The sequence below is a fragment of the Streptomyces wuyuanensis genome, from assembly GCF_900103455.1.
Classification (GTDB): Bacteria; Actinomycetota; Actinomycetes; order Streptomycetales; family Streptomycetaceae; genus Streptomyces; species Streptomyces wuyuanensis.
The window spans coordinates 1-14,979 of sequence record NZ_FNHI01000031.1; the positions used below are offsets into that span (position 1 = coordinate 1).

A 14,979-nucleotide genomic window follows, 5' to 3' on the forward strand; every position below is an offset into this window, starting at 1 on the left:
CCCACAAGCTCCTCAGCCAACAACAAATCGATCTCCTGGAACGGGACCGGATTCTCACTACGGGTGAACACCACCACGCCCAGCAGGGCACGCCGGGTGCGGATGGGGACGACCATCAGCGAGTGCATCCCGCTCTCGTGGATCATTCTCGCCCGCAGCGGTTCCTCGTCGAGCCAGGTGCCTGCAGCGGTGTCCATGATCGGCTCGAGATGGGACCTGCCGGTGCTCAGGACTTCCGTCACGGGTGACCCGGGCGGCAGGGGGACCGCGTCACCGCGCGCCCACGGGGAGTCCTGGACCCCTTCGCGCACCGAGGCCAGACCCGCTCGCCGGAGCACGGGGAGGCGCTCCCCCACCGGGCCGATGCGGACCGGTGCTCCCTCGCTGAACGGGATCGACTTCTCCAGGTCCACGGCGGCGAAGTCGGCGAACAGGGGCACCGCGAAGTCGGCCAGTGCCTGGCCGATCTCCCAGACGTCCAGGGTCCTGCCGAGGCGGGTGCCGGCGTGACCGAGGACGGTGAGACGCTCGCGCGCCAGCCGGCACTCGGTGACGTCGGCGCTGATGACGCACATCCCCAGCGCCTGGCCGTCGGCGCCCTGGAGACAGGAGAACGACACCGCGAACGGGCGCTCCGGGCCGAGAACCGTCGGAAGCCAGGTCCGGTACTCGTGGACCTTGGTCGTGCCGCTCTGCAGCACCTGCCGCATCACCGCCTCGAGCGCCTCGGCCTTGGCACCAGGCATCGCGTCGGTGAACCGGCGCCCGAGCCGCCGTTCGCGGGGAATCCCGTCGTGCATCTCGATCGTCTCGTTCACGCCGAAGCAGCGCAGCTGCAGGTCGCGCACGGAGATTCCCACCGGCGCGCTGGTGAGGAGCGCACCCCGCACCGCACCGTTCACCGCTTCACCGGACAGCACCCCCACGTCGCTGACGGACGTGAGCCACTGCACCGTTCCACCCCGCCCGCGAAGCATCGAGATCCGCAGGGTGACGTCGACCGTGTGGCCGTCCCGGTGCCGCACCGCCGTCACACCCGACCAGCCGTTCCGTGCCCGGCACTGCTCGACGAACGCCGACATCGCCCCGGCCTCGGCGAACGGAGGCAGCACGAGAGCCGCGGACCGTCCCACCACCTCCCCGGCGGAATACCCCACGAGCCGCTCGGCAGCCTGCGTCCACGCCACCGTCGCCCCCCGCTCGTCGAACAGAGCGAACGCCGTCTCGGAAACCCCGGACGCGTTCATCCGGTCACCGATCGTCATGAAACCAGTGCTGATTGTGGTCATCGAAGTGCTGTCCTTGTGCGGCCGGGGGTGTTCACGAGCGAGGCAGGGCTCGAAATGCACCATTTGGGGTGGTTGACCGGATGGGCCTTCGCTCTGTGACAACGCCGCGGCCCGGCGGGATCCGGTTCGAGCGCCACCGCATCGCGCCGGGGAGCCGCGTTGCGCCCGGGGCGGGTCTGCGTTGGGCCCCGGCGCTGGGACCGGATTTGGGTCCAGGGGCCCAGGTGGTACTCGCCCCGGCGGCCTACTCTCGGCCGTCCGGGGGGTGGGCGAGCATGTCCTTCTACATCGATGTCACCGGAGCGGGCAGAGTCCCGCGACGCGCCATGCCGCAGCAGTTGACGGCCGCGCGCCGGCTTGTGTACGTCCTGTTCGCAGCGACGATCACGGGCGGGATCGGTCTGCTGCTCACCGCAGCGCAAGCGGACGCGCTGGACGGGCCGGTGCTCGGCGCCCTGCTGTACGCGGCGGCGCCCGGCGTCGCCGGATGGCTGCTCGCACGCCGGGCGTGGACGGGCGGCAACGGAGTCCGCCGGGGGCTGATCGCCGTACAGGCGTGGCTGGTGTGCGGCGGCCTGGCCAACGTACGGGACGGTTCGCTCCAGGGCCTGGCCCAGCTCCTGCTGCCGGTCGTGGTCCTGGTCTTCCTGTTCGGGAAGGAGTCCCGGGAGTGGTTCCGTTCGGCTCCGTCCGAACGGCAGGAGCGGCCCCGGTTCTCGCTGCCGCACCTGATGACCTGGCGCCGGGACCGCGGTCAGACGGCGGTCGAGTACACCGGTCTGATCCTGTTGGTCGCCGCGATAGTGGCGGCACTGGTGATGAGCAGCGTCGGCGAGAGGATCGCCGGCCGGCTGCAGGAGGCCGTGTGTTCCCTGGTGGGTCGGTCCTGCCCGGCCGAGGCCGGGGACGGCGGCACGCCCCAGGCGGCCGACGGCACGGACGGCACCACCGGCGAGGGTACGGACGGCGGAAACACCGAAGGCGACGGTGACGGTGCCGGTGGGGACGCGACCGGCGGGAGCTCCGGCGACGAGGACGGCGACGAGGGCGGCGACCCCACCGATCCGTACGAGCCGATCGGCGACGCCGGGACGACGGCGGACGGCAGCCGCGGGGACGGCGAAGGCGGGCAGGAGGACTGCTCCGGCTTCTGGGGCTGCACCCTCGACTACGGCGGCCAGGTCCTGGAAGGCCTGTTCGTAGACGGCGTCTGGGGCGATGTGACCGACACCTGGAACACGATCATCCACCCGATCGACAGCATCGCGGGGCTCGGCGACTACTTCGGCAGCCTCGGCGACGTCTGGACCGAGGGCACGGCCGGCGCCGGTGACAAGTGGGACCGGGGCGAGTACTGGGACGCGCTCACCGACTGGGGCGGGACGGGCGTCGACGTGGTCCTGAAGCCCCTGGACGACATGTTCGTCGGCGACGAGGTGCGCGACACCTGGAACCGGGGCGAGGAGACCCAGGCCGTCACCAACGTGATCTGGAACGTCGGCTCGCTCTTCATCCCCGGCTACGGCGAGGTCAAGGCGGCCGCCAAGCTGGGCAAGCTCGGCCGCCTGGGCAGGATCGCCGGGGCCGTCACCGAGATCGTCGACAAGGCCAAGGACGCGGCCGGGCGTGCCCGCAAGGCCGCGGACGCGGGCGACGCCAAGGGTGCCCGGGACGCGGCCGAGGAGGCCCAGGAGGTCGCCGACGAGGCGAAGGAGAAGGTGGAGGAAGCGGGCGGGTGCAAGCTCGTCGCCCTCGGCGGCGCGTTCGTCGTCCCGTACGGCGCAGGCGCCCCGCGCCCCCTCGGCGGGCCCGGCAGCGGCACCGTCGTACTCGCGGCCGCGCCCGCCTCGGTGCCGGTCGGCTTCGTCGGGCAGGAGACCCCCAGGCGGTGCGAGGGCGCGGAGGCGGACGACGCCCGTGAGGCGCAGGAGCAGGCCGACGAGGCGGACGGGGCGGCGGACGCGGCCGAGCTCGGCGATGTGGCCGCACGGGTCAAGCGGACGATCGCCGACGGACGCGACAAGCAGAAGACGCCCAAGGAGGACCGCTTCAACCTCACCGAGGGCGGCATCGACGGTCTGGTGGCGAAGGCGAAGGACGATCCCGATCCCAGGAAGGGCGAGTACGGCAAGGAGGAACTGGCCGCGGCGCTGAACGACCTCGACGAGATGCTCAAGAACAGGGGCATCGACAACCAGACCCGCGGATCGCTCGCCGCCACGGTCCTGAAGGCCGGAGACCGGCACCAGCTGGCCGAGGCGATGGCCGAGGTCCGCGCTGCCCGGCGGGCGGCCTCCGAGGCGGCCGGGGGCACCAAGGTCTACGGAGCGGTCGGCGGCAAGAAGGGCCGCCAGTCCGTCGACATGGGAGACGGCACCACCGTCGACGTCTCGGACGTCGACGACGTCGACGTCCTGTACAGGGGGAAGGACGGCAACGTCCACGCCGTCGAGGTGAAGAACACCGCCAACGCCGCCACCAAGTACACCGTCCCGGCGCAGGCGAAGCGGCTGGCCGACTGGGCCGGGCAGGACGGTGCCGTTCCGCCGCGGGTCGCCCGCTACGAGATCGAGCAGAGGAAGGACTGGCACAAGATCTTCGACGGCTACCAGACCGACCGGAGGAGCAACGTCACCCCCGAGGGCACTCCGGCCCGCACCTTCGCCGAGAACGGCCTCGGTGTACGCATCGCCGGGCAGGACTTCACCCCGACGCAGATCAGGGCGATGGACGACGCGTGGAACGCCAAGAGCGACGCCGAGAAGCGGGCGGCGCTGGACTCCGGCAAGATGAACGACCCCAAGAGCGCCATGGAATACCTGGGAGTGACGTGACCGCCGCCGACGAGACCCCGCTGCTGCCGGAGGCGCTGCGGAACTACCCGTATCCGTGGGACAACGCCTTCATCTGGACGACGGAGAAGGAGGACGGGGAGACCCTCGCCTACGCGCGGGCCGTGCTGGAAGCCTGCCTCCCACCCGAGCCGCTCGCGGCGCCCGAGCCGCCGGAGGAGGTGGTGGTCCACGACTCCTCCGACGAGGGCTACCCCGAGTGGACCGCGATCCGTGCCGTGCTGCGCGAGCGCATGCCCTACGCCCGGTACGTGACGGCCGAGCGGATGGCCGCGGCCGAGGCCGAGTGCGACCGCATGGGCTTCGCCACGAGCGGCTTCCGGGAGGTCTGGACCCGCCGCATCACCGCCTGGATCGCCGAGCAGACGCTGTACTGGTGCGGCTTGATGGTCGACGACGAGGCCGCCCTCACGCCCTGGCTGATGGACCTCGCCGAGCTCTACGCCCAGCGCGGCATGGCCGCCGCGAAGGCCGTGGGCGCGCTCGGCTGCACCCGGTCCGTAGCCGAGAGCCGGGCCGCCCTCGCGCGGCTCGCCGCGTACGACGGCCTCCCGGACGAGGTCCGGGAGGCCGTCGAGTACGAGCTCCGGCGACCGTGATGATCACGAGCAGGAGCATGCCGTGACGGGACCGCCGGCCGCCTCCGCGGACGCCCTCGTCGACCCGGTGCGCAGTGTGCCGCGGTCGCGCGTCGACGTCACGGCCGCCCGCCCTGTCCCGTCGGTGCCGCGCGGCTGACCCGGATCTTCGACTGGCCGTGGGGGCGCTCCTCCCAGTCCTCCATGAAGCGTGCATGCAGGCCGTGCTTGCGCGCCAGGGCCAGGAGGGTCTCGGTGCGGTAGTAGAAGTCCTCGCGGAGCACCTGGTGTTCGGCGCCCTCGGTGCGGTCGAAGGTGAAGTCGAAGAACCCGGTGTCCGTCAGCACGCGGCCGACGTTGGCGAGGCATTCCTCGATGACGTCGAGCGGCGAGTGGGAGAAGACGCTGTGCGCGTGGATGACGTCGAAGTGGTCGGCGGGCAGGAAGTCCAGGGTGAGGTCGCCGACGATCGTCAGATGCGGCAGCTTGTCCTGGAGCCCGCGTTCGGTGAGGGTCTGCTTGGCGGCGATCAGGATGTCGGGAGAGATGTCGATGCCGTAGTAGTTCCCGGCGTCGAGGTGGTCGATGAAGCGCCAGCCGCCGCGGAGGTTGCCGCAGCCGATGTCGAGCATCCGGTGCTCCGGGCTCAGTCCGTGCTCGATCAGGTAGTCGAACTGCATCTGCCCGAGGGCCAGCCAGCGTTGGTGGGTCTGGCTGCCGACCGCGGCCTCGGGGTTGCGGCGGGTGTCCGAGGCCATCACGGCCCGGTAGTAGCCGACGTGGTCGGGGTGCTTGAGGCGCAGCCAGGCGTCCCGGCCGGCCCGGCGGAGGTACGGGGTGACGCGGCCGGGGTGGCGCAGGGCGTAGCCGACCTTGTGGGTGAGGGCGGCCCGGTTGTTGCGCAGTTTCTTCGGTGACTTGGCGTCGGCGGGCATGGTGAAGCGACCTCCGTGCGAAGGGCCCCGGGTCGGGGGGTACGGGGATGGCGGGTGCGGGATGCGGGGTGGGGCGGTCAGATGCGGCGGCGCAGGAGCAGCATGGTGACGGCCGTGAGCAGGAGTGCGAGGCCACCGAGGACGGCGGTGTCGGTCCACTGGAAGGCCCAGTAGTCGCCGGCCGGGTTGGCCTCGTAGAAGCGGGCGACGTAGCCGTGCCGGTCCATGCAGTCGCTGAGCCGGGAGCCCGAGGGAAAGGGGCAGTTCATGACGTCCTCGCGGTGACCGGAGGCGGTGGTCAGGCCGTAGTGTCCGGTCGACCACTTGTCGCCCATGGGCGCCTTGGGCGTGCTGCCGGGGCTGGTGTACGTGAGCGGCGGGACGAGCAGGCGCACGTGGTGCGCCCACTCCAGCAGGAGCGCCGTCGCCCCGGTCGCCAGGAGGGCCAGGCCCATCGCGGACAGGACCCTGCGGACGAGCAGCCCGAGCAGCGTTCCGGCCGCGAGGCCGAACAGCGCGGCGGCCACGACGCGCGGGCCCGAGCCGTTCAGGACCGTGCTCTCGTACCAGAACAGACCGTAGCTACGGTCGGCGGCGGGTCGCCACCACCACGCGAACACTCCCGCGAGCAGGCCGGAGATGACGGTCGTGCTCGCCGCGGCGAGGCCGAACCGGGAGGCGAACCACTGGCCACGGCTGACCCCCTGGGCGAGGATCATGCGGTGCGTGCCCAGTTCCCGGTCGCGGCCCAGCAGCGGGGCGCCCCAGAAGACGCCGATCAGGACGGGCAGGGCGATGTTCAGCGCCCCCAGGACCTTCAGCGGTGCGGTGTCCAGCAGCAGGGGCAGGCCGGTGCCGGTCTGTGCGCAGTGGAGCGGCCCGGTGCCGCAGTGGTCGAACAGCCCGCTGCGCAGGGCGTCGAGCATGCCCGAGCGGGAGTACGCGGCGATCACCGCGGCTGTTGCCAGTACGGCGAGGCCGACGCCGACCAGCATCCGCTGCTGACGCCAGGCGAGCCAGAGGGAGCCTTTCACGCCGCCGCCTCCGTCCGCCCGGCGCCGGCCGTCCGCTGCGTTTCGCCGGCCTGCAGGTAGCCGACCAGGACGTCTTCCAGCCGGGGCCGCTCGACGTGCCAGTCGCCCCGCAGCGGTCCGTGCTGCCTTATCAGGGCGGTCGTCTGTCTGCCGCTGTCCCGGCGCCGTACGACGGTGTGCGGTTCCGCCAGGTTGCCGGCCTGGTCGCGATGTCCGGTCAGCAGGGCGTGGCTGTCGCGCAACTCGCCTGCCTCCTCGCTCAGTTCGATACGGCCGTCCCGCAGCAGGAGCACCCAGTCGCAGGTCTGCTCCAGTTCGGGCAGGACGTGCGAGGACAGCACGATGGTCGTGCCCCGCTCGGCCGCCTCGGCCATGAGCGTCGCCATGATCTCGCCTCGGGCCACGGGGTCGAGGTCGGCCATCGGCTCGTCCAGGAGCAGCAGTTCGGGCCGTTTGCCGAGCGCCAGGGCGAGCGCGACGCGGGTGCGCTGGCCGGGCGACAGCTCGCCGACGCGTGCGGACGGAGCGATGCCGCCCTCGCGGACGGTCCGCTCGGCGCCCGTCCGGTCCCATGTGGTGTTCAGCTTCTCGCCCATCGTCAAGGTGTCCGCCACGGTGAAGCGGGGGTAGAGCGGCTTGTCCTGGGTGAGCAGCGCGACCCGGGCGCGGGCCTCCGGTGTGCCCGGTACGGCATCGAGTACGCGCAGTTCCCCGGCGCCGGCGCGCAGCAGTCCGCCGGCCAGCTGCAGCAGGGTGCTCTTGCCAGCGCCGTTGCGCCCGACGAGGGCGGTGATGCAGCCGGTGGGCACGGCGAACTCGCAGTCGCGCAGGATCCAGCCGCCCTTCGCGCGGTACCGGAACCCGAGTCCCGTGGCGCGCAGCGCGTCAGGCACGGTCATGCGTCCTCCTCTTCGTGCTTCCGGTCGCCCGGGTCGTGCTGCTGCACCCGGTCGCCGGGGTTGTGGCCGCGCCGATCGTCGTCATGGGCGTCCAGAGCGGCTGAGACCAGGGCCAGGATGTCGGCCCGTTCCAGGCCCGCCGCTCGCGCGCGTGCCGTCCAGTCGGCGAGTTCCGCGCGCAGGGGCGAGTCGTCCTCCGCGCCGGGCCGGGCGAGCGACCGGGTAATGAAGGTGCCGAGCCCGCGGCGCAGTTCGACCAGGCCGGCCTGCTCCAGGTCGCGGTAGGCGCGGAGCACGGTGTTGGGGTTGATGGCGGTCGCCGCCACCACTTCCTTGGCCGTGGGCAATTTGTCCCCGACCTTCAGCATGCCCATCCGCAGCGCCCGTTCGGTCTGCTCGACGATCTGGACGTAGGCCGGTACGCCGCTGCCACGGTCGATCCGGTACTCAACCACGTCACCTTCCACGATTCTCAGTGTGCTTCCATTAATGAATTAGCACAAGCATGATGGAGGCACGGCAGGCATGTCAAACACGGCCGGGATGTCACGCAGGAGATCCACCCGAACGGCCCTCGCCGTCGCCGTCGCGCTGACCTTCGCCGCGGTGGCCCAGCAGTTGATGCTGGTCGCCGGTCTGGGCGGCGTGCTGCCGGGCCGGCAGCCCTGGCCCTTTCTGCTGGGCGCGGCACCCGCCTGGTGGCTCGCACGTCCCCGGTGGCGCAAGGCCGACCTGCCCGGGCCCCTCCGCCGGGTGATACGCGAGCTGCGCCGGATACCTGCCCCGGCGTACCTCGCGACCGTGCTGGCGGCTGCGGCCGGAGCATGGGCCGTACTCCAGGACCACGAGCCCCGGCTGGGGCACGAGGAGGCCGTCTACGCCAACAAGGCCCGCTCCTGGGCCGACGGCAGCCCCGACGCGGGCTGGGGCAGCTACCGGCCTCCCGGCGCTGGGACGCCTGGCGCTCGCCGTCCACGACGACGTGGGCAGCCTGCGGACGGTGGCTCTCCTGCTCACGCTCTTCACCATCGTCACGACCTACCTCGTCGCGGCGCGGTGGACGACACCGCACCGAGCCGTCGTGGTCGTCGCACTGCTGCTCTCCGGTCTCGGATTCCTGCGCCGCGTACCGGAGTTCCTCAACGACATCGGCACCACCGGCCTGCTGCTGATCGTCGTCTTCCTCCTCACCCGCGCCCAGGAAGTGCGGCACTCCCGCGCCCTGCCCGTCGCGGCGGCCGTGGCCGTGGGCGCGATCCACATGCGCTACGGCAGCGTCGGCAACCTCCTGGCGATAGCCCTGGCCGCGCTGTTCGCCTACGGTCCGCGCGCCTGGCTGGATCAGGGCCGCCGGCTGGCCGTCGCGCTGGCCGTCCTCCTCGTGGGCCTGCTGCCGCACTTCGTCCACGCCACGCGGCACACCGGATCGCCGCTGGGCCTGATCCTCTGGGCCGGCTCACAGGCCAACCGCGTGTACGTGGGCGACGGCCTCGTCTACTACCTCGCGATCTTCCCCTACCGCCTGGCCGGAGACCTGGGCGCCCTGGTGATGGCCGGCGGGCTGCTCCTGACGGCACGTGCCCTGCGCGCCCGGCACGACGGAGCGCCCGTCACCCGCCGCCCGGTGTTCCTCGGTTCCTCGTCCGTCCTCGTGTTCGTCGTCCTCGGGCTGGTGACGGACGGCGAACCGCGGTTCGTCTACCTCCCGGTCGTCCTGCTCACCGTGCTGGGGGTCGAGGCGGTGGCCGAGCGGACCGGCCGCTGGGGAAGGGGCCTGCTCGCCGCCCTCGCCGGACTGGCCGGTCTCACCACCGCCGGTACGGCCCAGGTCGTGGCCCACGGGGCGATGCCCGGGCCCGACCGTCTCAGCCGCTCCGTCGCACCGGTCGCCGAGCGCCTCGCGACCGAGGGCCCCTGCCTCCTGGTCACCGGCTACGAACCCGAGATGGGCTGGTACTCGGGCTGCGACGCGGTCACCTACGCGCAGTACCGCCGCATGGCGCCGCCCCCGGGAACCCGCGTGACCCTCGTTCTGTTCGAGCACGGCCGTCTGCAACCGGACCAGGCGGCGCTTGCCCGCCTCGTCGCCGGCCGCGACACCACCGTGCGCACGATCCCCACCGACGGCACGCTCGGCACGGCGACCGCGATCACACTGGATCCCGTCTGACCGCGTCCGCCCGCGGGGCGGGGGAGCGCGGCACCTGGCCCGGTGCCGCGCTCCCCCCGCCGAGGCCGTCAGGGCAACGGGCCGTCCGCGGCCGCGGGTTCGCCGCAGTCGGCACGGATCAGGGCGGTCACGGTGTCGGCGGTGCGGTCGAGATGGCTGCGGCCGTCGGGCACCCGGGCGGACGGGCTGATGTAGCTCCGGGGCCCGACGTGCGTGGCCGGGTCGAGCCGGTGCACGGTGATCTTCCCGGCGCGGCGGGCCCGGTTCCATCCGCTGCCGTGGAACACCCGCCAGCGCTGGGGGAAGATCCAGGTGCCGAGGCGTTCGATCCGGTCGCTCGCGCTGGTCAGCCGATGCAGGTGCTCGGCGCGGGTGAGATCGTTGGCACCGTTGTGGAATCCGCCCAGGGTGATCAGCAGGAGCGGGGCGCCCAGTTGGGTGCGGAGTCCGTCGACCGCGCCGGTGGCGACCTGCGCGCCGCCGCTGTAGCTGAGCAGCACCACGGGGACACCGCTGCCGGGACGGTAGCCGGCGAGCCGGAGCTGAACGGCGATCTGTGAGCCGATGGCCCGGTTGTACAGGGGCCGGTAGCGGTGGTCGGCGGCGACGAAGATCTGCATGACGTTGTGCAGGAAAAGGAGGACGCCGATACGGCGGCGAAGCCAGGCCCACACCGGCCGCTCGGCCAGTGGGTCGGCCAGCGGCGAGTAGGGCTGCACCTGGCCCAGCACCCGCAACCCCGGGGCCCTGGCTATCAGGGCCTTGACCAGCTGGCCGCCGTCCCGGCTGTCCCGGACGCGGCGTTTGCCGATGCCGTCCAGGTAGACCAGGTAGGCGTCGGGGGGGCTGTCGGGGTCCGCGCCGCGGGCGTACGGCACGCCCCGGGGAAGCTCGGTGACGGGGGCCCGCCAGCGCGCGCCGTAGGCCATCACCTCGTAGCGCGCAAGCAGGGCTTCGGCGAGCAGGACGGGTCCGATCGCGAAGACCCAGAGCAGGAAGGCGTTCATGCGATCGACTCCCGCGCCTCGGTCGCGCTGATCCTCACGACCAGACGTCGGACCGCCTCCACCGCGACACCGAGCCCGGTCCCGGCGGCGGCCACGCAACCGGCTGCGCTCCACCAGCCCAGCCCGGTCCCCATGGCGAGCTGGCTCGCCAGTTGGGCCCCGACCCCTACGAAGAGCAGCAGATGGAGGAACGGGCCGAGCAGGGGGAACGCGAGGACGGCGGCGAGCACGAGCGGGGCGACCAGGTCGGGTGTCCACACCAGTCGCGCGCCCGGCGGCGGAGCGGACAGCAACAGCTCGGCCAGGGTCCACGCGGCCGACGGCCACAACGCGAGCACGGCACCCTCGACAAGGCCACCGGCCACCAGCGACCCGGCGACCAGGGTCCGCGACATGCCGGGCCGGCGCACCGCCAGGGGCAGGATGCGCCCGGCGGCCTCCGACACCCCGGCGAACAGCAGCAGGACGACGACGAGTGACATTGCTCAGCCTCGCGGTGACGGATCGACGGAAGTGACGACGGGCCCGGCCGGGCGGCCGATGGGGCCGGCCGCGCGCAGGTACCGCTCGAGTTCGTCGGCGGCTCGCCGGTATCCGCCCGCCTCACGCTGGGCGACCCGCAGGCCGGCCGCGGCCGCCCGGAACCGGGGGCGGTGCAGCAGTCGCCCGGCGAGTGCACGCACGGACTCCACGGAGACGTCCTGGGTACGGACCGACAGGCCGGCGCCGAGTTCCTCGACGCGGCGGGCCACCATCGGCTGGTCGGCGCCCTGCGGGACCACCAGCATCGGAACCCCTGCGTACATGGCCTCGTTGACGCTGTTCATTCCGCCGTGGGTGACGAACAGCGCCGCGCGGGCCAGTACCTCCGGTTGCGGTACGAAGCGGCGGGCGATGACGTTGGCGGGCAGCGGCCCCAGTGCCGCGGGATCGGTCTGCCCGGTGGACACGATCACGGTGCCGCCCAGCGGGGCCAGCGCCGTGGCGAAAGTGCGCAGCAACCGCGGGTCGGCGTTGAACACCGTGCCCAGCGAGGCGTACAGCACCGGGCCGCGCAGCCCGTCTGCCGGGAAGGAGGGGTCGGCCGGGCGGGCGCCGATGCTCGGGCCGACGAACTGGTAGGACCGGTCGAAGCCCTCGACGCCGGGCTGGAACAGCCGTGAGGTGTACACCAGATTGAGCGGCTGGCGGATGCTTCCCATGTCGAACGCGGGCAGCCCCCCGGTGTCGTAGCGGCGGCGCAGCGCGCAGCGCGAGCGCGTGTAGCCCCGGAGGCTGCCCGGCCGGGCGGCCGCGGCGGCGAACAGGTCCCATGAACCGCGGGTGGGGCTCGGCACGTGCCGGTTGAAGGCGAAGGTGGTGAACGACGCCGCCGCCGGGACCCCGAGTTCGCGTGCGGCGACCGCGCCCCACGGACAGGCGCTGTCGTGCACGATCAGCTGGGGCCGGATGCGGCGCAGGTCGTCGAGCACCGTGGGCAGCAGGCGGACGGCGGTGCCGGCCAGCCCCTCGATCAGCGTGAGCGGCGTCGGCGGATCGGGCAGCGGCTGGTCGCCCCCGGGGTAGAGGCACACGGTGGCACCGGCGGCCTCGATCTCCTCGTGGAACGCGGGCGAGGTGTGGTACGTGACCGAGTGGCCGCGCCGGACGAGTTCGGCCACCACCGGCAGCGTCGGGTTGACGCGGCCGTGCATGGCGATGTTGAGGAACGCGACGGTACTCACAGTCCGGCCCCCGATACGGTGCAGGTGGTCGTCCCGCCCGGGCCGGCCGTCGCCGGTGTCGAGACGGCGGCCGTCGACGTCACGGTCGCCGCCGGGGAACCGTCGACCCGGTACAGGCCCGGACCGCTGACCCTGAGCTCGTCCAGGAAGCGACCCGCCGAACGGGACGCGGTGCTGATCAGACGCTGGGAATGGCCGAAGTCCCACGGGGCGGGCCAGCTCTCGATGCCGGTCGGCAGCACGACGGTCGGCACGTGCCGGGACACCTCGTGCAGATCACGCTCGATCTGATGGCGCATCAGCAGCAGTCCGGCCCTCGCGGCGATCGCCCCGGCCCGCCGGCGCGGGACGGCCGGACGCAACGGCATGCTCTCCGGACCGGTGGACAGCACCACCACACTGGCCGCACCGGCCTGCAGGGCCGCCAGGACCGGAACGTAGGCGATCAGACCGCCGTCGACGAGGGTCCTGCCCTCGCGATCCACCGGTGGCAGGATCCCGGGAACGGCCGCGCTGGCGAGCAGCGCGGACTCGAGGTCCCCGTGGTCGAGCAGCACCGGGGCACCGGTGTCGAGGTCCACCGCCACCGCGGTGAACGGGACGGGCAGTTCCTCGATCCGGCGCGGGAGTCCGGACCGCGCGATCAGCCGGCGCAGGCCGCGATCGGTGAAGATGCTGGCCCGTGAGGACGGGCAGCCCAGCGGATAGACCTGGCGGCGGCGCAGCTGGGTCCACACGGTGTCCAGCCACGGTGCGGAGCCGTCGGGGTGGGCCGCCGCGATGGCCCCGACGAGGGCGCCCACCGAGGTTCCGATGATCATGTCCGGTACGAAGCCGCGCTCCTCCAGCGCGTACCCGAGGCCGACATGCGCCGCTCCGAGCACGCCGCCGGCGCCCACCACCACCGCCACGGGGCGGGGAAGCGCACTCAGGCCGGCCGAGGCGGGGCCATCGGGCGGCCTGCTCGCCGGCAGGAGGCCCGCGCCGTCGCCACGGGTGGTCGTTCGGCGCTCGTCGCGCCACGACCACTCGTCGAGCCGCGCTCCCCTGAAGCGCAGGCGTCCCCATGAGGCCGGAACCCGGCCACAAGCAATCCTCATGATTCACCTTTCTCACCACGGCACCGAAGCGGATCGGTCCCGCAGCCGGGTCCCGACCGCCTGCCGGCCGGGGCGCCACCGGTCGGTCGTGTCCGGTGAGGCCGTCACGGAGTCGTGTGACAACGCGTTGCGTCCGTGGGTCGCGAGGCGCATGGCGCCCCGCCGGATCTGTGGTGTTGGGTCCGGGCCCGAGAGGCTTCGGGCCCGAGCAGGTAGCTGCCGTCCTGTCCGGGGAGCGGGCCGTACGGCGCATTCTGTCGCCACCGGCGCGAAGACCCCGCAAGGCCGGAAGAAGTAGGAGGGAGAAGGGCAGTTGGCGCGCGGGCCGACGGTTCCGCCGTCTCCGCGGGCGGTCGGCGGCGTCGATCGGCTCCGTCCGGCCCGGCTCCGCGGGACGCACGGACCGTGCGTGGACCGGGAGCCGCACTGCCCGGCGGGCTGCCCGCCGCCGGTGTCACCCGGTGGCAGCGGTCGCACCAGGGCATCTGTGACCTCGTGCGTACGGGCGTACCGTCGCGGTCACGTACCGCACAACGCCGCGCCGAGTACGGCATCGACGCGGGAAGGCGCATCCGTTGTGCCGGGCCTGTACGGCCGTTGCCCTCGACCGGCCCTGGACGCGCGTTGCGCCGTCGACGCGGTTGCGCGGAGACGCGGCTGACCACGTGCGCACGGCCCGGGACACGTGCACAAGCGGCGCCCCGGGTATCGCGTCCGCCGGACGGACGTGAGGCATCCGGGGGTGAGCAGGGCCTCCAGTGAGGCCACGTCCCCTGTTCGAGCCGCTGCGACGAACGTGTCGACGAGGCGTCGGTGCTCCGTCGTGTCCACGGTTCTGCGCTGCCCGGCCGACAGACGCCTGCGGGCGCGGCTCACGATCTTCCGCACGTTGGCGAGACTGACCTGAAGGATCTCGGCTATCTCGGAGTAGGCGTATTCGAACGCCTCGCGCAGGACGTACGCGGCGCGTTCCATGGGGGTCAGCCTCTCCAGCACCAGCCGCAGGGCCAGTTCCACTGCCTCCGCGCGCTGCGCGCCCGCCTCCGGCTCCACGCTCGTGTCGATGGGTTCGGGCGACCGGGGCCCGAGGCAGACTTCCCGGCGCGTATGCGCGGACTTCGCGACGTTGATGGCCAGGCGGGTCGTCGTGACCGAGAGGAAGGCCGCCGGGCTCACCACCGCGGAGCGGTCGGTCTTCTGCCATCGCAGCCACACTTCCTGGACCACGTCTTCGGCATCGGCCGTACTGCCGAGCACGCGATAGGCGATTCCGAAAAGGCGCGGCCGGTGTTGCACGAAGACGGAGAGGGCCTCGTGGAGGGTACTTGTCGTGGGGGGTGTTTGAAGATGCATGGTTCCGTGGTTCCGTTCTTCCGATTGCGGCCGTCCGC

Annotated in this window: 13 protein-coding genes; 3 read left to right on the forward strand and 10 right to left on the reverse strand. The window is 72.5% G+C overall.

Translation table 11 applies throughout. The annotated features are described in order from the left end of the window. Nucleotides 1-1,289 (reverse strand): PAS domain S-box protein (locus BLT82_RS33265; protein ID WP_244529840.1); only part of this gene is annotated, 1,289 nt, incomplete at its 3' end. 275 nt (nt 1,290-1,564) lie between these two features. Between BLT82_RS33265 and BLT82_RS37420 the strand changes: the two genes are divergently transcribed. Then, on the forward strand, nt 1,565-4,123 hold the full coding sequence (locus BLT82_RS37420; protein WP_167746154.1) for a Flp family type IVb pilin: 2,559 nt from the start codon (nt 1,565-1,567) through the stop codon (nt 4,121-4,123). After that, complete coding sequence (locus tag BLT82_RS33275) at nt 4,120-4,740, forward strand: hypothetical protein (protein ID WP_093661714.1); 621 nt, start codon at nt 4,120-4,122, stop codon at nt 4,738-4,740. The genes BLT82_RS37420 and BLT82_RS33275 overlap by 4 nt, the downstream gene beginning before the upstream one ends. Before the next feature lie 98 nt (nt 4,741-4,838). Here the strand turns inward: BLT82_RS33275 and BLT82_RS33280 are convergent, their stop codons facing one another. The 4 genes from BLT82_RS33280 to BLT82_RS33295 form a co-directional block, all read right to left on the reverse strand. Then, nucleotides 4,839-5,654, reverse strand: coding sequence for a class I SAM-dependent DNA methyltransferase (locus tag BLT82_RS33280; protein WP_093661716.1), 816 nt, complete (start codon nt 5,652-5,654; stop codon nt 4,839-4,841). 77 nt (nt 5,655-5,731) lie between these two features. After that, nucleotides 5,732-6,688, reverse strand: coding sequence for a transporter (locus BLT82_RS33285; RefSeq protein WP_093661718.1), 957 nt, complete (start codon nt 6,686-6,688; stop codon nt 5,732-5,734). Continuing rightward, entirely contained in the window at nt 6,685-7,587 is a 903-nt protein-coding gene (locus tag BLT82_RS33290; RefSeq protein WP_093661720.1) for an ABC transporter ATP-binding protein, read from the reverse strand. Before BLT82_RS33290 ends, BLT82_RS33285 begins: the two co-directional genes overlap by 4 nt. Then, on the reverse strand, nt 7,584-8,054 hold the full coding sequence (locus BLT82_RS33295; RefSeq protein ID WP_093661722.1) for a GntR family transcriptional regulator: 471 nt from the start codon (nt 8,052-8,054) through the stop codon (nt 7,584-7,586). Before BLT82_RS33295 ends, BLT82_RS33290 begins: the two co-directional genes overlap by 4 nt. A gap of 533 nt (nt 8,055-8,587) precedes the next feature. Here BLT82_RS33295 and BLT82_RS33300 point away from each other — a divergent pair. Further along, nucleotides 8,588-9,757, forward strand: a complete 1,170-nt coding sequence (locus BLT82_RS33300; RefSeq protein WP_244529842.1) for a hypothetical protein — start codon at nt 8,588-8,590, stop codon at nt 9,755-9,757. Between the two features lie 68 nt (nt 9,758-9,825). On the opposite strand, the gene BLT82_RS33305 is transcribed toward BLT82_RS33300, so the two are convergent. The 5 genes from BLT82_RS33305 to BLT82_RS33325 form a co-directional block, all read right to left on the reverse strand. After that, on the reverse strand, nt 9,826-10,764 hold the full coding sequence (locus BLT82_RS33305; RefSeq protein ID WP_093661724.1) for a hypothetical protein: 939 nt from the start codon (nt 10,762-10,764) through the stop codon (nt 9,826-9,828). Then, a complete protein-coding gene (locus BLT82_RS33310; RefSeq protein ID WP_093661726.1) occupies nt 10,761-11,246 on the reverse strand; it encodes a hypothetical protein in 486 nt (161 codons plus the stop codon). Before BLT82_RS33310 ends, BLT82_RS33305 begins: the two co-directional genes overlap by 4 nt. Before the next feature lie 3 nt (nt 11,247-11,249). Further along, entirely contained in the window at nt 11,250-12,488 is a 1,239-nt protein-coding gene (locus BLT82_RS33315) for a macrolide family glycosyltransferase (RefSeq protein ID WP_093661728.1), read from the reverse strand. Continuing rightward, a complete protein-coding gene (locus BLT82_RS33320; RefSeq protein WP_208868114.1) occupies nt 12,485-13,399 on the reverse strand; it encodes a patatin-like phospholipase family protein in 915 nt (304 codons plus the stop codon). Before BLT82_RS33320 ends, BLT82_RS33315 begins: the two co-directional genes overlap by 4 nt. Nucleotides 13,400-14,107: 708 nt before the next feature. Then, nucleotides 14,108-14,941, reverse strand: a complete 834-nt coding sequence (locus BLT82_RS33325) for a sigma-70 family RNA polymerase sigma factor (RefSeq protein WP_093661732.1) — start codon at nt 14,939-14,941, stop codon at nt 14,108-14,110. Between the last annotated feature and the right edge of the window lie 38 nt (nt 14,942-14,979).

Coding starts and splice junctions, on each gene's coding strand:
- BLT82_RS33290 (WP_093661720.1), bottom strand. CDS start 7,587: ATGACCGTGCCTGACGCGCTGCGCGCCACGGGACTCGGGTTCCGGTAC.
- BLT82_RS33305 (WP_093661724.1), bottom strand. CDS start 10,764: ATGAACGCCTTCCTGCTCTGGGTCTTCGCGATCGGACCCGTCCTGCTC.
- BLT82_RS33280 (WP_093661716.1), bottom strand. CDS start 5,654: ATGCCCGCCGACGCCAAGTCACCGAAGAAACTGCGCAACAACCGGGCC.
- BLT82_RS33310 (WP_093661726.1), bottom strand. CDS start 11,246: ATGTCACTCGTCGTCGTCCTGCTGCTGTTCGCCGGGGTGTCGGAGGCC.
- BLT82_RS33325 (WP_093661732.1), bottom strand. CDS start 14,941: ATGCATCTTCAAACACCCCCCACGACAAGTACCCTCCACGAGGCCCTC.
- BLT82_RS37420 (WP_167746154.1), top strand. CDS start 1,565: ATGTCCTTCTACATCGATGTCACCGGAGCGGGCAGAGTCCCGCGACGC.